This window comes from Streptomyces djakartensis (genome assembly GCF_014651075.1).
GTDB classification, from domain to species: Bacteria; Actinomycetota; Actinomycetes; order Streptomycetales; family Streptomycetaceae; genus Streptomyces; species Streptomyces djakartensis.
The window spans coordinates 204,416-219,097 of the sequence record NZ_BMWE01000001.1; the positions used below are offsets into that span (position 1 = coordinate 204,416).

Below are 14,682 nucleotides of genomic sequence, written 5' to 3' on the forward strand. Positions count from 1 at the left end.
TCCGGTGCCGACCGCACTCATTTGATCATCCGATGCTCGCGCCCATCTGTCCAGAGGAGCGCACAAGTGAGCGACGTGAGGATCGCCACGGTTTCTCGCGCCCTCTTTGCGTGCACGTTGGGTTCACCTGACCATCCGTTTGCGTGACCACCGGCCGGTCACGGTGAGAGGATGGCCACTCTTCGTCGGTCAATCAGCGCGACTGATACGTCACTTACGGTTCCGTAGCTACCATTCGGCCATGACTGCGTTCGTCCCCGACGCGCCCACGGACACGCCGGCCGAAGGTAGCGGTCCGCAGGCGCTCTCCCTGCCACACCCCGTGAAGCCCAAGCTCCGCGGCTGGCTGCACCTCGGCATGTTCCCGGCCGCTCTCGTCGCGGGCCTGGTGCTGACCGCCCTCGCCGACTCGACCAGAGGACGCATCGCCTGCGGAATCTACGCGCTGACCGCCTGCCTGCTGTTCGGTGTGAGCGCGCTGTACCACCGGGGCGACTGGAGCCCGCGCATGGACGGCGTCCTGCGCCGGCTGGACCACGCGAACATCTTCCTGATCATCGCCGGCACGTACACACCACTGACCATGCTGCTCCTGCCGGGCGCCAAGGGTCAGTGGCTGCTGTGGGGCATCTGGGCCGCCGCGGCGGCCGGCATCCTCTTCCGCGTCTTCTGGGTCGGCGCCCCGCGCTGGCTGTACACGCCGTGCTACATCGCCATGGGCTGGGCGGCCGTCTTCTACCTGCCGGACTTCATGCGGACCGGCGGCATAGCCGTCCTGGTACTGATCATCATCGGCGGTGTGCTCTACAGCGCGGGCGGCGTGGTCTACGGGATCAAGCGGCCCAACCCGTCACCGCGCTGGTTCGGCTTCCACGAGGTGTTCCACTCCTTCACCCTGGCGGCCTTCATCGCGCACTACGTGGGGATCTCACTGGTGGCGTACCAGCACGCCTGACGCCTCCCCAGGGCAGCACACCGGGCCACGGCCGGCACGCCGTGGCCCTTTTTCGCGCCGTCCGGCAATCCTCACCGCGGCCCCTGACGACGCTGCCGCTGCCCGGCCGGCGCCCGGCCCCGGGGCCCCGGGCGTGGTCCGCGAAAGGCCCGATGGCCGACAATGAGCAGCATGAGCACGGCGCGAACCTCCCCTGTTCCCGAGGCCGCCCGCCCCCTGGGCCTGCGGGAGCGAAAGAAGATCAAGACCCGGCACGCGATCAGGCGGGCCACCTACGCCCTGGTCCGGGAGCAGGGGTACGACGCCACCACCGTCGAGCAGATCGCCGAGCGCGCCGAGGTCTCGCCGAGCACCGTCTTCCGGTACTTCCCCACCAAGGAGGACATCGTCCTCACCGACGAGTACGACCCCGTGGTGGAGGACCTGCTGCGCGTGCGCCCGGCCGGCGAGCCGGTGCTGGAGTCGCTTCGGTGGGCGATCAGCAAGGCGACGGCCCAGGCCCTGGCGGGCGACCCGGACTTCGGGCCGGACGAGATGATGCTGCGGGTCCGGCTCATGGCCGACGTGCCCGCGGTGCGCTCCCGGCTGCTGGAGAGCATGTCCGTCACCGGCCGCCTGCTGCGCCGGGCCCTGGCCGAGCGCACCGGCCGGGACGAGAACGACCTGGAGGTCCGGGTCTACGCCATGGGGCTCATGGGCGCCCTGCTCGAGGCCACGCTGTACTGGGCCGAGGGGGACTTCCGCCAGGACCTGCCGGAGCTGCTCGACCGCACCCTCGCCACCTTCAAGGACCTGCCCCGGCGGTGAGGCCGGTACGGGGCCGGGGCGGGGGAAACTCACCGGCCCGGCAGTCCGCCGCCGTGGCATCCTGACCGGGTGAACGGTCCCGAGATCCACCTTGAGTTCGCGCCCGAGCTGCACGTCTTCATCCCGCGGGCCAGGCGGACCGACACCGTGCGGACCGCCACCGACGGTGTCTCCACCCTCGGCCATGTCGTCGAGTCGCTGGGGGTGCCGCTGACCGAGGTGGGCGCACTGGTCGTGGACGGCCGTGAGGTGCCCTTCGCGCACGTCCCGTCAGCCGGCGAGTCGGTGACCGTGCGGACGGTCGCCCGGCCCCAGCGGGTGCCGGGCGCGCCCCTGCGCTTCCTCCTGGACGTGCACCTCGGCACGCTGGCCCGCCGCCTGCGCCTCCTCGGCGTGGACACGGCCTACGAGTCGACCGACATCGGCGACCCGGCGCTGGCCGCTCGTTCGGCGGCGGAGCGGCGGGTCATGCTGAGCCGGGACCGGGGGCTGCTGCGCAGGCGTGAGCTGTGGGCGGGGGCGTTCGTGTACAGCACCCGGCCCGAGGAGCAGCTGCGGGACGTCCTGGAGCGGTTCGATCCCGAGTTGTTCCCCTGGACGCGGTGCACGGCCTGCAACGGCGTGCTCCGCGAGGCCTCCAAGGAAGATGTCGCGGAGCAGCTCGAACAGGGCACGCACCGCACGTACGACGTGTTCGCGCAGTGCGGCGCCTGCGGCCGGGCGTATTGGAAGGGTGCGCACCACGAGCAGCTGGAGGCGATCGTGGAACGGGCGCTCGCGCTCCGTGCGGAGCGCGGTTGATTTTTGAGCGCCGTGGCTCTTGAGCGCCGTCCTCTTGAGCGCCGTCGCTCTTGAGCGCCGCGGGGAACCGCGGGACCGTCGCGGCCGGGCGCGCAGTTCCCCGGGCCCCTTCGGGCGTGCCCTTCAGCCGCTCAGCACCGCACGCAGCCGTTCGACGTCCGTCGTCGGCGCGTCACACGTGAAGTGACGGCAGACGTACGCGGCCGGTTCGCCATCGACCAGTGGACGGTCGCCGAGCAGCGGGAACTCGTCGTCCCCGGGTGCGCCGACGGCGACCACGGCACCGGGCGCGGTGCCCAGAAGGGCCGTGCGGTGCAGAGCCCTCGTCCCCTCGTGCTCGAGGGCCGGTCCCACCACGGCGACCTCCCGCGGCCCGTCCAGCGCCGCCTCGGCGGTGGCGAGCCCCCAGCCGATGAAGCGGGGCACGCGCGGTCCGAGCGCCTTCACGACACCCAACGCCCTTTCGGCGGCCGTGCGGTGAGGTCCGGACCCGGTGTGCGCGGCATAGCTCAGCAGGGCACCCGCCGCCGCGGTCCAGCCGGACGGGGCGGCGTTGTCGGTCGGGTCCTGCGGGCGGCGGATCAGCCGCTCGGCGTCGGCGGCGGTGTCGAACAGGGCACCCGACTCCGGGTCGGTGAAGCGGACCAGGACGTGGTCGAGCAGGAAACCGGCGAACTCCAGCCACACCCCCTCCCCGGTGACGGACGCGAGCGCGAGGAAGCCCTCCGCGACGTCGGCGTAGTCCTCCAGGACACCGGCGTTGGCGCCCGCGTGCCCGTCCTTGCTGGTGCGGGTGAGGCGGGCCTGCTCGTCCAGGTGCAGCCGGACGAGGAGGTCGGCGGCGGCCACGGCGGCCTCGACGAGGTCGGGCCGGTCGAAGTAGGCGCCGGTCTCGGCGAGCGCGGCGATCGCGAGGCCGTTCCAGGCGGCGACGACCTTGTCGTCCCGGCCGGGCGCGGGCCGCTCGGACCTCTTCGCCAGCAGGCGCTCCCGGATCGAGCGGATCCTCCCGGCGTCGAAGAGGCCGTCCTGCTGAGGCAGCTGGAGAACGGACTGCCCGTGCTCGAAGGTGCCCTCCTCGGTCACGCCGAAGTACTGCGCGGCGAGCTCGGCGTCCTGCTCGCCGAGCACCTCGCGCAGCTGCTGCGGCGTCCACACGTAGTACGCGCCCTCGACGTGCCTGCCGGTGCCGTCGTCGCTGTCGGCGTCCAGCGCGGAGGCGAAGCCGCCCTCGTCGGTACGCAGTTCGCGCACCATGAAGTCGGCGGTCTCCAAGGCCACGCGGCGAGCGAGCTCACTGCCGGTGGCGCGCCAGAGGTGGGCGTAGACCCGGCACAGCAGGGCGTTGTCGTAGAGCATCTTCTCGAAGTGCGGCACGATCCAGTCGCGGTCGACGGAGTAGCGGGCGAAGCCGCCGCCGAGCTGGTCGTAGATGCCGCCGCGGGCCATGCGCTCGCAGGTGTCCCGCGCCATCTGCAGAGCGCCCTCGGCGCCGGTACGGGCGTGGTGGCGCAGCAGGAACTCCAGCACCATCGACGGGGGGAACTTCGGCGCCCCGCCGAAGCCGCCGCGCTGCGGGTCGTACTCGCGGGTGAGCGCGAGCAGCGCCTGAGCGAGCTCCTGCTCGCCGGGCATCCGGTCGTCACCGTAGGAGATCTCCCGGCCGGCCAGGTCCCGGACGATCTTCCCGGCGACCTCGGTGACCTCGTCCCGCCGCTCCTCCCACGCCTGGTGCACGCCCTGGAGCACCTGCCGGAAGGAGGGCATGCCCTGGCGCGGGGCGGGCGGGAAGTACGTGCCGAAGTAGAACGGCTCGGCCTGCGGGGTGAGGAACACGGTCATGGGCCAGCCGCCGTGCCCGGTCGCGGCCTGCACGGCCTCCATGTAGACGGCGTCGACGTCGGGGCGTTCCTCGCGGTCGACCTTCACGCTCACGTAGTGCGCGTTGAGGTACTCGGCGGTCTGCTGGTCCTCGAAGGACTCGTGAGCCATCACGTGGCACCAGTGACAGCTGCTGTAACCGATGCTGAGCAGCACGGGCACGTTCCGCTCGCGGGCCTCCTCGAAGGCCTCCGCCGACCAGGGCCACCAGTCGACGGGGTTGTCGGCGTGCTGCAGGAGGTAGGGGGACGTCTCGTGCGCCAGTCGGTTCGGCATGGTGTCCATCCTGCCGCAGTACCCCGCCCGGCACGCGTCAGGCGGTGCGCGGGCGCCGTTCCCGACGCCCGGACGACGCCCGCGCCGCACCTCAACGCCCCCGTCTCTTCACATAATCGGGCCGGGCACGCCCCCTCGCCCCGGTGCGCCGTCCACAGCACACTTGACCACGGAAACGACCGAGGGAACGACCAGGAGCGGTGTTTCGCCGGAGGGGGACGTGACATGCGGGACGGTCATCGGGCGGAGGCCGAGCGGCTGTTGGCGCGGGCCGTGGAGGAAGAGGTGCGCCGGACGGGCGGGCGCACCGACGGGCAGGTGCTGCTCGCGCGGGCCCGCGGGGCGCTCGACGCGATGGCGCAGAGCGCGGCCGAGGAGTACGCGGCCTACACGCGGGCCCTGGACGAGGCGACGGCCGGACAGCTGACCTTCGGGCAGCGCTACGCCCGGGAGGGTGCCGGCACGCCGCTGCTGGTGGCGGGGGTCGCGGCGCTCGCGGCCGTCGTGGCCGACCTGGCCCTTGGCACGGGCGCCGGGACGGCGGTCGGCGCGGGCGTGACCGTCGGCGTCGTCGGCGCCGCGGCGACGGTCGTGAAGGTGGTCGGCTCGCATCTGCCGGCCGCGCACCGCCGCGCCGGGGCCGCGAGCCAGCCGGGCGGCCCGCAGCAGCTGCGGCTGCAGTGGCTGACGGCGCTCGAGGTGCGGGGCATCCGGCCGTTCCTTGACCAGCAGCGAATGCTCGCCGCGTCCACCGGGCCGAAGCAGACGGGCCCCCGGCTGCGGGGCGCCGACAAGAGTGCGGCGGCGCGCGGGCGCAACGTGCTGGAGCAGTCCTTCGGGCAGCTTCCCGGCCCGGCTCAGCCGTTCGCGGGGCGCCGGCAGGAGCTGGCGCGGATCCGGCAGTGGGTGCAGGCGGCCCGGGCGAGCACGCAGACCCAGCCGGTCGTGGTCGTCCTGCACGGCACACCCGGCAGCGGCCGGACCGCCCTCGCGGTGCACGCCACCCACGATCTGAAGGACTACTTCCGCGGCGCCTGCGTCGTCGACCTGCGTGCCGAGGGGCCGGGCGGGCCGCCGCTCTCCACCCGCAACGCCCTGCTGCACCTGCTCAACCGGCTCGGCGCGCCCCGTGAGCAACTGCTGTTCCGCGAACGTTCCTCCCCCGACCAGCAGGTCAAACGGCTCAGCGAGCTGTACCACCAGCATCTGACGGGCCTGCCCGTCACGATCGTCCTCGACGACGCCTCGGACGCCGAGCAGGTCCGCGCCCTGGTCCCGGAGCGGTCCGACAGCCTGGTGCTGGTGACCGCGCGGGGAACGCTGGAGCTGGGAGACCTGCCCGCGCGGGTGCACCAGCTGGCGGTGGAGCCGCTGGACGCGGCGGGTGCGGAGGAGCTGCTGGGCGCGGCGGCGCAGGACCGTTCGGGACCGTACGACGCCGAGTCCGCCGACCGGGTGCGGGAGCTGTGCGGCGGACTGCCGCTGGCGCTGCGCGTCGTGGGGTCGTGCCTCGGCCCCCGCTCCCCGCGCGCGCTGGCCACGGACCTCGCCGCGTACGGGCCGGTCGAGCCGGTCGAGCGCGCCCTGTGGCTGCGCTACACCGACCAGCCGGAGACCGTACGGCGGCTGCTGCGCCGCCTCGCCCTGGCCGGCCGGGCCTCGCTCGGCGCGGCGGCGGCCGCCGCGCTGCTGGGCACCGACGAGGCGGAGGCCAAGCGCCATCTGCGGGCCCTGACCCGCGCGGGTCTGATCGACCACGTGCGGGGTGACCGCTACCGGCTGCACGACCTGGTCCGCGCCTTCGCCCAGGCCCGGCTCCTGGACGAGGAGGACCCGGACGAGCGCACGGCGGCGCAGGAACGGCTGATCGTGAACTACGCCGAGCTGGCCGACTCGGTGCTGCGGATGGTCGACGGCAACATGTCGACCCGCACCAACCGATTCAGCCCGTACGGCTTCACCTCCCTCGACGAGGCGCTGCGCTGGCTGGACGACGAGTCGAGCTTCATCACGGCGGCGCTGCGGCACGCCGAGGGCGTGAACCAGGCGGCGGTCCTCAACCTTCTGGGCGCCCTGTGCGACTACTGCCTGCTGCGCGGCGACCTGTACCGCCTGGGCGAGATCAGCGAACTGGCGCAGGCGGTGGACGAGGGCCTGCTGGTCCGCTCGGTGCAGTGGCGCACCGGCATCGCGGCGCGGCAGCTCGGCGAGCTGGACAAGGCGCGTACGACCCTCGCCTCGGTCGTCGACCTGTACCGGGAGGCCCACCATGACGCGGGAGCCGCCCGGGCCCTGTGCTCCCTCGGCATCACCCTGCACCACCAGGGCAGTCTGACGGAGGCTTCGGCGAAGCTCCGCGAGGCCCTGGCGCTGCAGGCCTCACCCGAGCTGTCCGCCGACCGCGCCTGGACGATGCACGCCCTGGCGGCCGTCGAGCGGGACCGTGCCCGGTTGGCTGAGGCCCTGGAACTGCTGACCGAGTCCTTGGTCCTGCACCGCCGGGGCGAGTCCGTGCACGGGCAGGCCTGGGCCCACTTCCAGCTCGGCCAGCTGGGCCTGCGCATGGGTGACGTCCCGCGCGCCGAGTCGGAGCTGCGCGCGGCGCTCGACCTGTACGGCCGGACGCGGGACGCCCGTGGCGAGGCCTGGGCCCTGACCCAGCTGGCCCGGGCCCGGCTGGTCGACGGGGACGCGTCCCCGGCCGTGGAGGAACTGCGCTCGGCGGCCGCCCGGCACCGGGACAACGAGGACGCGCGTGGCGAGGCCTGGACCCTCTACTACCTGGGCCAGGCGCTGGAGGAGACGGGCAGCCTCGACCAGGCGGTCCGCGAGCTGGAACGCTCCCGCACGATGTTCTCCCGGATGCGGGACGTCTACGGCCTGGCCTGCGCCCGCCACCACTCGGCCCGTGTCACCCGCGACCAGCGCGCGGCGCAGACGGGCTCCCTGCGCAACTCGGGCTTCGCCCGCCAGCTCCTGGTCGACGCCCGCGCCGACTTCCGGCGCATCGGCGTGGCCCACGGCGAGGCCTGGACCTGCCTGGAACTGGCGGTCGTGGACGCCGGCAACGCCCGCACCCAGCAGGCGCTCGCCCTGTGCGACGAGGCGGCCGGGCTCTTCACGTCGTACGGCGACCGCCGGGGTGAGGACTGGGCGCGCTTCCTGCGCTGCACCCTCCTCCCCTACGCGGCCCCCGGCGGCCTCGAGGTCGGCACGGCCGTGGCCCAGCAGGAGCTGGCCGAGCTGGCCCGGGCGGCCCATCCGCTGCGCGACGACAAGCTCGACGAGTACATCGACGCCTGGGCGCTGCTGCTGGAGCGGGGAGTGAGCCTGGAGGCCGGGTGGCAGGCCTGGGGGCTCGGGATGACACCCGGCCGACATGCGCGGGAGGTGATGGGCGTGCCGGTGCGGCCGGAGGAGTAGGGCCTGTCGTCCGGATCACGGCGCAGGGCTTGAGCCGGCCCTTTGGGCACGCGGTACCCGTCGGCGGCGGACGGCCTCCGACGGGTACCGCCCCGGTGCGGGGCGTCAGCCTTGCTTCTTGCCCTGGCCGGAGGCCTCGGCGTCCGCGGGCCCGGCGGACGGGGAGGCCGCGGACTCGGACCCCGCGGGCCCGGACTCCGCCTGCTCGGCCTTCGGGTCCGGGACCTGGGTGAAGTCGACCCTGTTCATGTGCCGGTTCATGGACTTCATCAGGCCCCACACCGCCAGGGCCATCACCGCGAAGACGATGAAGCCGAGAACGCCGGGGGTGACCTTGTCCTCGTCGACCTCCTTGGCGAGGGAGACGAGGTGCGTCATTGCCAGGCTTGCGCTTGCGCTCATGTCAGGCATTGTCGCGGACGCCCGCGAAGAGGTCGTCCTCGGGGAGGGAGGTATCGACGAGGGACTTCGCCAGCTCGTACTCCTCCGTCGGCCAGACCTCCTTCTGGATCTCCATCGGCACCCGGAACCAGCCCCCGTCCGGGTCGATCTGCGTGGCGTGCGCGATCAGCGCCTTGTCGCGGATCTCGAAGAAGTCGGCGCAGGGGACGTGCGTGGTCAGCGTGCGCTCCTTGCGGCCGAACTCGTCCCAGCGCTTGAGCCACTCCCCGTACGGCGACTCCAGGCCCCGGTCGAGCAGCGCCTGGTGCAGCGCCTCGGTGCGCGGCCAGTTGAAGCCCTGGTTGTAGTACAGCTTCTGCGGCTGGTAGGCGGGGCCGTACTCCGCCTCCGGGTACTTCTCGGTGTCCGCCGCGCCCTCGAACGCCACCATCGAGATCTTGTGGGTCATGATGTGGTCGGGGTGCGGGTAGCCGCCGTTCTCGTCGTAGGTGGTGATCACCTGGGGGCGGAAGGACCGGATCTTCCGCACCAGCTCGCCGGCCGCGTGGTCGACGTCCTCGAGGGCGAAGCAGCCCTCCGGCAGCGGCGGCAGCGGGTCGCCCTCGGGCAGACCCGAGTCGACGAAGCCGAGCCACTCCTGCTTGACGCCGAGGATTTCCCGGGCCTCGTCCATCTCCTTCTTGCGTACCTCGTGGATGTGCTCCTCGATGTACTTGTCGCCCTGCAGCTTCGGATTGAGGATGGAGCCGCGTTCCCCGCCCGTGCAGGTCACGACCAGCACGTCCACCCCCTCGGACACGTACTTCGCCATGGTCGCCGCGCCCTTGCTCGACTCGTCGTCGGGGTGGGCGTGAACGGCCATCAGTCGCAACTGGTCAGTCAAGACTCAATCCTCAGTAAGTCGGCGCCCGGTGTGCGTCGGCGCAATCAGCGGCTTCTATAGTGACCGAACCGGGGGGCGAATAATTCCGGGACCGGGTCCCTGGGCCCTTTTCGGGTCACTCGTCCCGGGCCTGTCTGGAGGACGATCATGACGACGGCGAGCACGAGACCGCCCGAGGGCCGGTACGGCCGTACCTCGGACGAGCGCGCCGACCGCACGCTCAAGGTCGTCGGCGCCGTCCTCGCCGTGGCGCTGCTGGGACTCGTGGGCTGGTTCGGCTACCACTACGTCGCCAAGAACGAGATCAGCGCCGAGGTGATCAGCTTCGAGCCCGGCAAGGAGGCCGTGCGGGTGCACCTGGAGGTCCGCAAGGACGCCGGCACCGACGGCTACTGCACCGTGCGCTCCCAGGCCGAGGACGGCGCCGAGGTGGGCCGTGCCGACTTCCGTTTCGCCGGCGGCGCCACCCGCATCGACAAGGTCGTCACACTGCGTACGACCTCTCCGGGTACGACGGCCGAACTGCTGGGCTGCCACGCCGGTTGACGACAATGGCCCCCTGGAATAGCTAGGGCCTGACCTGCGTTGATGTGAATCTGGTCGCTTATGTCCTCCCCCTCGGGCCCCTGAATTGTTAGGCTCGTGGTTTCGCCCATCCGTGGAGGAACATGCTTCTGGGTAGGGCGATGCTTTGTATTCCCAGTACCTACGAGGAGCACCTGTGACCCAGACCAGCGAGAACGTCACCTGGCTGACCCAGGAGGCGTACAACAAGCTCAAGGCTGAGCTTGAGTACCTTACTGGTCCCGCGCGGGCGGAGATCTCCGCGAAGATCGCCGCGGCGCGCGAGGAGGGCGACCTGCGTGAGAACGGCGGGTACCACGCGGCCAAGGAGGAGCAGGGCAAGCAGGAACTCCGTGTGCGCCAGCTCACCCAGCTCCTCGAGAGCGCCAAGGTCGGGGAGGCGCCCGCGGCGGACGGTGCGGTGGCGCCCGGCATGGTCGTCACCATCGCGTTCGACGGCGACGAGGACGACACGCTGACGTTCCTGCTCGCTTCCCGTGAGTACGCGAGCGCGGACATCGAGACGTACTCGCCGCAGTCGCCGCTGGGTACCGGCGTGATGGGCCACAAGGTCGGCGAGGACGCGGAGTACGAGCTGCCGAACGGCAAGAAGGCCTCGGTGAAGATTCTCAAAGCCGAGCCGTACGAGGGCTGACCGGCCACAGGAAGCGTTGACGTGCCCCCGGCGTCCAGGGACGCCGGGGGTTTGCTCATGCCGTCGCGGACCGGTACTTGCGCACCGCCAGCGTGCGGAAGACGACCAGGATCAGCACCGAGTAGATCAGCGAGGCCCACACGGGGTGCTGCATGGGCCAGGCGTCGGACGGCGACTGGCCCGGGTTGGCGAACAGCACGCGGCAGGCCTGGACCGTGGCGCTGAAGGGGTTCCACTCGGCGATGTGGCGCAGCCACGGGGTCATGTGGCTGGTGTCCACGAACGCGTTCGAGATGAACGTGACCGGGAAGAGCCAGATCAGCCCGCTGGACGTGGCCGCCTCCGGCGTCCGGACGGACATGCCGATCAGGGCGCCGATCCAGGTGAACGCGTAGCCGAGCAGGAGCAGCAGGCCGAAGGCCGCGAGGACCCTGGCGGCGTTGGTGTCGCCGTCCGACCCGACGCGCCAGCCGACCAGGAGGGCGACCACCGCGAGGACGACCAGGGTGAGGGCCGTCTGCACGGAGTCGGCGAGGGTGCGGCCGGTGAGCACCGCGCCGCGTGCCATGGGCAGGGAGCGGAAGCGGTCGATGAGGCCCTTGTGCATGTCGTCGGCGATGCCGGCGCCTGAGCTCGCGGTGGCGAACGTGACGGTCTGCGCGAAGATGCCGGCCATCAGGAAGTTCTTGTAGTCGGCGGCGCTCGTGCTGCTGCCGATCTGCATGGAACCGCCGAAGACGTAGGTGAACAGCACCACGAACATGATCGGCTGGATCAGTCCGTAGATGATCATCTCCGGGATCCGGGACATGCGGATCAGGTTGCGTTTCGCTACGACCATCGAGTCCCGGATCGACTGGCTGACCGGGTTCGCGGCCGGCGCGACCCGCACGGTGTCGGTGACGGCGCTCACTTCACGGCCTCCTTGGCACTGTCCTCGTCCTTCGCCTCGGCCACGTGTCCCGTCAGGGACAGGAAGACGTCGTCGAGGGTCGGCCTGCGCAGGCCGATGTCGTCGATCTCGATGCCCCGCGTGTCCAGTTCCCGGATGATCTCGGCGAGGAGCTTGGCGCCGCCGGTCACGGGCACGGTGAGCTTGCGCATGTGCTCCTCGACCGTGGTGTCGCCCTTGCCGAACCCGGTGAGGACCTCGGCGGCGGCCCGCATGTGCTCGCGCTCGTGCACCACGACCTCGACGCGCTCGCCACCGGTGCGGGCCTTGAGCTGGTCGGAGGTGCCCTTGGCGATGACCCGGCCCTGGTCGACCACCGCGATGTCGTGCGCGAGGTGGTCGGCCTCTTCCAGGTACTGGGTGGTCAGCAGCAGTGTCGTACCGCCGGAGACCAACTGCTTGATGACCTCCCACAGCTGCTGGCGGTTACGGGGGTCGAGGCCGGTCGTCGGCTCGTCCATGAACATCACGGGCGGGGAGACGACGAGGGCCGCCGCGAGGTCGAGCCGGCGGCGCATGCCTCCGGAGTAGGTCTTGGTGGGGCGGTCGGCGGCGTCCGCGAGGTGGAACTGCTCCAGCAGCTCGGCCGCACGCTCCTTCGCCGCCTTCGCCCTCATCTGGTAGAGCTGGCCGACCATCTGGAGGTTCTCGCGGCCGGTCAGATACTCGTCGACGGCCGCGAACTGGCCGGACAGGCCGATGGAGCGGCGGACGGCGTCGGGCTGCTTCAGCACGTCGATGCCCGCGACGACGGCCCGTCCGCTGTCGGGCCGCAGCAGGGTGGTCAGGCAGCGGACGGTGGTCGTCTTGCCCGCGCCGTTCGGCCCCAGCAGGCCGAGGACCGTGCCTTCGGGCACGTCGAGGTCGACGCCGTCCAAGGCTCTTACGTCACCGAAGGTCTTGACCAGACCTTCGGCATAGATGGCGCCTGGCATATGAGTCTCCACGTCTTCGGGGATCGCTCCGGACAGGTGTGAGGTGCCGCACCGACACACCATAACGCGATGTATCGCGTCTCTCAATCGGTTTTCCCGCGTCTCGTTCCGGGGAGAGAAAGGGATCTTGACCGGCCGGCGCGCCGGCTCAGCCCATGACCGTGTAGCCCGCCTCGCGCAGCGCCTGACCCACTTCGGCGCAGTGCGCCGGACCCTTCGTCTCCAGGTGCAGCTCCACCTCCGCCTCCGTGAGCCCGAGCCGTGGATCGGTCCGTACATGGCTCACATCGAGGACGTTAGCGTCGACCACTGACAACACGCCCAGAAGTGTGGCGAGAGCGCCCGGACGGTCCGTCAGCCGCAGCCGGACGGCCAGGTAGCGGCCCTGTGCCGTCATACCGTGCCGCAGCACCCGCTGCATCAGCACCGGGTCGACGTTGCCGCCGGACAGCACGGCCACGACCGGGCCCTCGAAGGAGCCGGGCTCGCTCAGCAGGGCCGCGACCGGGCTCGCCCCGGCCGGTTCCACGACCAGCTTGGCCCGCTCCAGGCACAGCAGCAGCGCGGCGGACAGCTCGTCCTCGCTGACCGTGCGCACCTCGTCGACCAGCTCGCCGACGATCCCGAACGGCACGTCGCCGGGCCGGCCCACCTTGATGCCGTCGGCCATCGTCGCCGGGTTCTCGACCGCCACCGGCCGGCCCGCCGCCAGCGAGGGCGGATAGGCCGCCGCGCCCTCCGCCTGGACGCCCACGATCCGCAGATCCGGCCGCAGCGCCTTCACCGCCACCGCTATCCCGGCGGCCAGCCCGCCCCCGCCGATGCCGACGACGACCGTGCTCGCCTCGGGGCACTGCTCAAGGATCTCCAGGCCCACCGTTCCCTGGCCCGCGATGATGTCGGGGTGGTCGAAGGGGTGGATGAACACCGCACCCGTCTCGGCGGCGTACTCCTGCGCCGCGGCCAGTGTCTCGTCGACCACCTGGCCGTGCAGCCGCACCTCGGCCCCGTAGTCCCGGGTGGCGCTGACCTTGGGCAGCGGGGCGCCCTTCGGCATGAACACCGTGGAGCGCACGCCGAGCAGCGTGGACGCCAGGGCGACGCCCTGCGCGTGGTTGCCGGCGCTCGCGGCGACGACACCGGCGGCACGCTCCTCCGGCAGCAGACCGGCGATCCGCACATACGCGCCGCGCAGCTTGAACGAACCGGTCCGCTGGAGGTTCTCGCACTTGAGGTGCACCGGCGCACCGACCATCTGGGACAGGTGCCTGCTGCCCTCCATCGCGGTCACGCGCGCCACACCCGAGAGCATCTTCTGCGCTCCGCGCACGTCGTCGAGGGTGACGGGGCGCAAGGAGTCAGCCGTGCTGTAGCTCATGTTCACCAGCATCGCAGTTCACGGACCGGAGCGACCGTTGTGACCAACCTCCGAGACCCGCTTTGCGCAGCGCCGGTACGGCTCGCCCCCCGGCCGCGTACCCTGTCCCCCAATCAGCCAGCCCTTCACGAAGTGAGCCCCCGGCCATGCCCACAACACCTGAAATGTCGATGGACATGTCGCCCGTCGGTGACACCGGTCTTCTCGACACGCTGCAGCACGAGGTGGCGTTGTTCGCCCGCCGTGCCGAACAGACCCGGCTCGGCGGGGTCGGGCAGGTGCGCAACTCCATGGACCGCGCCGCGTATCTGCTGCTCAACCGGCTGCACAAGGAAGGCCCGATGGGCGTCAAGGCGCTCGCCGCGAGCATGGGCATCGACTCGTCGACGGTCACCCGGCAGGTGGCCCCGCTCGTCGACACCGGCCTGGTCAAGCGCACCTCGCACCCGGAGGACGGGCGGGCCGTGGTACTCCAGCTGTCCCCGCGCGGGCAGGCACGGCTGGAGGAAGTGCGTTCGTCCCGGCGGCAGTTGATGGCGGAACTCACCCACGACTGGGACCCGGAGGAGCGCGAGGCGTTCTGCTCGCTCCTCACGCGCTTCAACAGTGCGCTCTCCGCCCGGATGGCGGTACCGGAGACGCACTCCGGCTCCTGAGCGCGGTACGACACGGACGTCTGAGCGCGGCTCCGGCCGCGAGGTGGCCCCGGGGCCGTGTCGTCCTCTGCGCCGAGCCGGTGCGCGGCTCTTGACCGCGTGGCCGCCCCTGGC

General features: G+C 71.6%; 13 protein-coding genes. 7 read left to right on the plus strand and 6 right to left on the minus strand.

Going from position 1 to position 14,682, the window contains the following annotated elements:
• The first annotated feature begins 241 nt into the window (after positions 1-241).
• The 3 genes from trhA to IE212_RS00960 all read left to right on the plus strand — a co-directional run bounded on the left by trhA (position 242) and on the right by IE212_RS00960 (position 2,563).
• Positions 242-955 carry a PAQR family membrane homeostasis protein TrhA gene (gene trhA / locus IE212_RS00950; RefSeq protein WP_190195720.1) on the plus strand — a complete coding sequence of 238 codons (714 nt, stop codon included), beginning with the start codon at positions 242-244 and terminating at the stop codon, positions 953-955.
• A 171-nt stretch (positions 956-1,126) separates the two neighbouring features.
• A complete protein-coding gene (locus IE212_RS00955) occupies positions 1,127-1,762 on the plus strand; it encodes a TetR/AcrR family transcriptional regulator (RefSeq protein WP_190195721.1) in 636 nt (211 codons plus the stop codon).
• 69 nt (positions 1,763-1,831) lie between these two features.
• Positions 1,832-2,563, plus strand: coding sequence for a Mut7-C RNAse domain-containing protein (locus IE212_RS00960; RefSeq protein WP_190195722.1), 732 nt, complete (start codon positions 1,832-1,834; stop codon positions 2,561-2,563).
• Between the two features lie 123 nt (positions 2,564-2,686).
• Here IE212_RS00960 and IE212_RS00965 read toward each other — a convergent pair whose 3' ends face one another.
• Positions 2,687-4,720, minus strand: a complete 2,034-nt coding sequence (locus IE212_RS00965) for a thioredoxin domain-containing protein (protein WP_190195723.1) — start codon at positions 4,718-4,720, stop codon at positions 2,687-2,689.
• 225 nt (positions 4,721-4,945) lie between these two features.
• Between IE212_RS00965 and IE212_RS00970 the strand changes: the two genes are divergently transcribed.
• The gene (locus tag IE212_RS00970) at positions 4,946-8,143 is read left to right on the plus strand and encodes a tetratricopeptide repeat protein (RefSeq protein ID WP_190195724.1); all 3,198 of its coding nucleotides are present in this window, start codon (positions 4,946-4,948) and stop codon (positions 8,141-8,143) included.
• 105 nt (positions 8,144-8,248) lie between these two features.
• Here IE212_RS00970 and IE212_RS00975 read toward each other — a convergent pair whose 3' ends face one another.
• Both IE212_RS00975 and mca read right to left on the minus strand, forming a co-directional pair.
• Positions 8,249-8,554 (minus strand): hypothetical protein, encoded by a 306-nt coding sequence (locus tag IE212_RS00975; protein WP_190195725.1) that lies wholly within the window; start codon positions 8,552-8,554, stop codon positions 8,249-8,251.
• The gene (mca, locus tag IE212_RS00980) at positions 8,547-9,428 is read right to left on the minus strand and encodes a mycothiol conjugate amidase Mca (RefSeq protein WP_190195726.1); all 882 of its coding nucleotides are present in this window, start codon (positions 9,426-9,428) and stop codon (positions 8,547-8,549) included. The genes IE212_RS00975 and mca overlap by 8 nt, the downstream gene beginning before the upstream one ends.
• Positions 9,429-9,575: 147 nt before the next feature.
• Here mca and IE212_RS00985 point away from each other — a divergent pair, with 147 nt between their 5' ends.
• A complete protein-coding gene (locus tag IE212_RS00985) occupies positions 9,576-9,974 on the plus strand; it encodes a DUF4307 domain-containing protein (RefSeq protein ID WP_190195727.1) in 399 nt (132 codons plus the stop codon).
• A 175-nt stretch (positions 9,975-10,149) separates the two neighbouring features.
• Positions 10,150-10,647, plus strand: a complete 498-nt coding sequence (gene greA, locus IE212_RS00990; RefSeq protein ID WP_190195728.1) for a transcription elongation factor GreA — start codon at positions 10,150-10,152, stop codon at positions 10,645-10,647.
• 55 nt (positions 10,648-10,702) lie between these two features.
• Here greA and IE212_RS00995 read toward each other — a convergent pair whose 3' ends face one another.
• From IE212_RS00995 to ilvA, 3 genes are all read right to left on the minus strand, one after another.
• Complete coding sequence (locus tag IE212_RS00995; RefSeq protein WP_190195729.1) at positions 10,703-11,560, minus strand: ABC transporter permease; 858 nt, start codon at positions 11,558-11,560, stop codon at positions 10,703-10,705.
• On the minus strand, positions 11,557-12,534 hold the full coding sequence (locus IE212_RS01000; RefSeq protein ID WP_190195730.1) for an ATP-binding cassette domain-containing protein: 978 nt from the start codon (positions 12,532-12,534) through the stop codon (positions 11,557-11,559). Before IE212_RS01000 ends, IE212_RS00995 begins: the two co-directional genes overlap by 4 nt.
• Positions 12,535-12,682: 148 nt before the next feature.
• On the minus strand, positions 12,683-13,912 hold the full coding sequence (gene ilvA / locus IE212_RS01005) for a threonine ammonia-lyase (protein ID WP_190195731.1): 1,230 nt from the start codon (positions 13,910-13,912) through the stop codon (positions 12,683-12,685).
• A 164-nt stretch (positions 13,913-14,076) separates the two neighbouring features.
• Here ilvA and IE212_RS01010 point away from each other — a divergent pair, with 164 nt between their 5' ends.
• On the plus strand, positions 14,077-14,568 hold the full coding sequence (locus IE212_RS01010; protein ID WP_190196144.1) for a MarR family winged helix-turn-helix transcriptional regulator: 492 nt from the start codon (positions 14,077-14,079) through the stop codon (positions 14,566-14,568).
• Positions 14,569-14,682: the final 114 nt, after the last annotated feature.

Coding starts and splice junctions, on each gene's coding strand:
- IE212_RS00975 (WP_190195725.1), bottom strand. CDS start 8,554: ATGCCTGACATGAGCGCAAGCGCAAGCCTGGCAATGACGCACCTCGTC.
- IE212_RS00985 (WP_190195727.1), top strand. CDS start 9,576: ATGACGACGGCGAGCACGAGACCGCCCGAGGGCCGGTACGGCCGTACC.
- IE212_RS01010 (WP_190196144.1), top strand. CDS start 14,077: ATGTCGATGGACATGTCGCCCGTCGGTGACACCGGTCTTCTCGACACG.
- IE212_RS00965 (WP_190195723.1), bottom strand. CDS start 4,720: ATGCCGAACCGACTGGCGCACGAGACGTCCCCCTACCTCCTGCAGCAC.
- IE212_RS00955 (WP_190195721.1), top strand. CDS start 1,127: ATGAGCACGGCGCGAACCTCCCCTGTTCCCGAGGCCGCCCGCCCCCTG.
- trhA (WP_190195720.1), top strand. CDS start 242: ATGACTGCGTTCGTCCCCGACGCGCCCACGGACACGCCGGCCGAAGGT.
- IE212_RS00970 (WP_190195724.1), top strand. CDS start 4,946: ATGCGGGACGGTCATCGGGCGGAGGCCGAGCGGCTGTTGGCGCGGGCC.
- IE212_RS01000 (WP_190195730.1), bottom strand. CDS start 12,534: ATGCCAGGCGCCATCTATGCCGAAGGTCTGGTCAAGACCTTCGGTGAC.
- ilvA (WP_190195731.1), bottom strand. CDS start 13,912: ATGAGCTACAGCACGGCTGACTCCTTGCGCCCCGTCACCCTCGACGAC.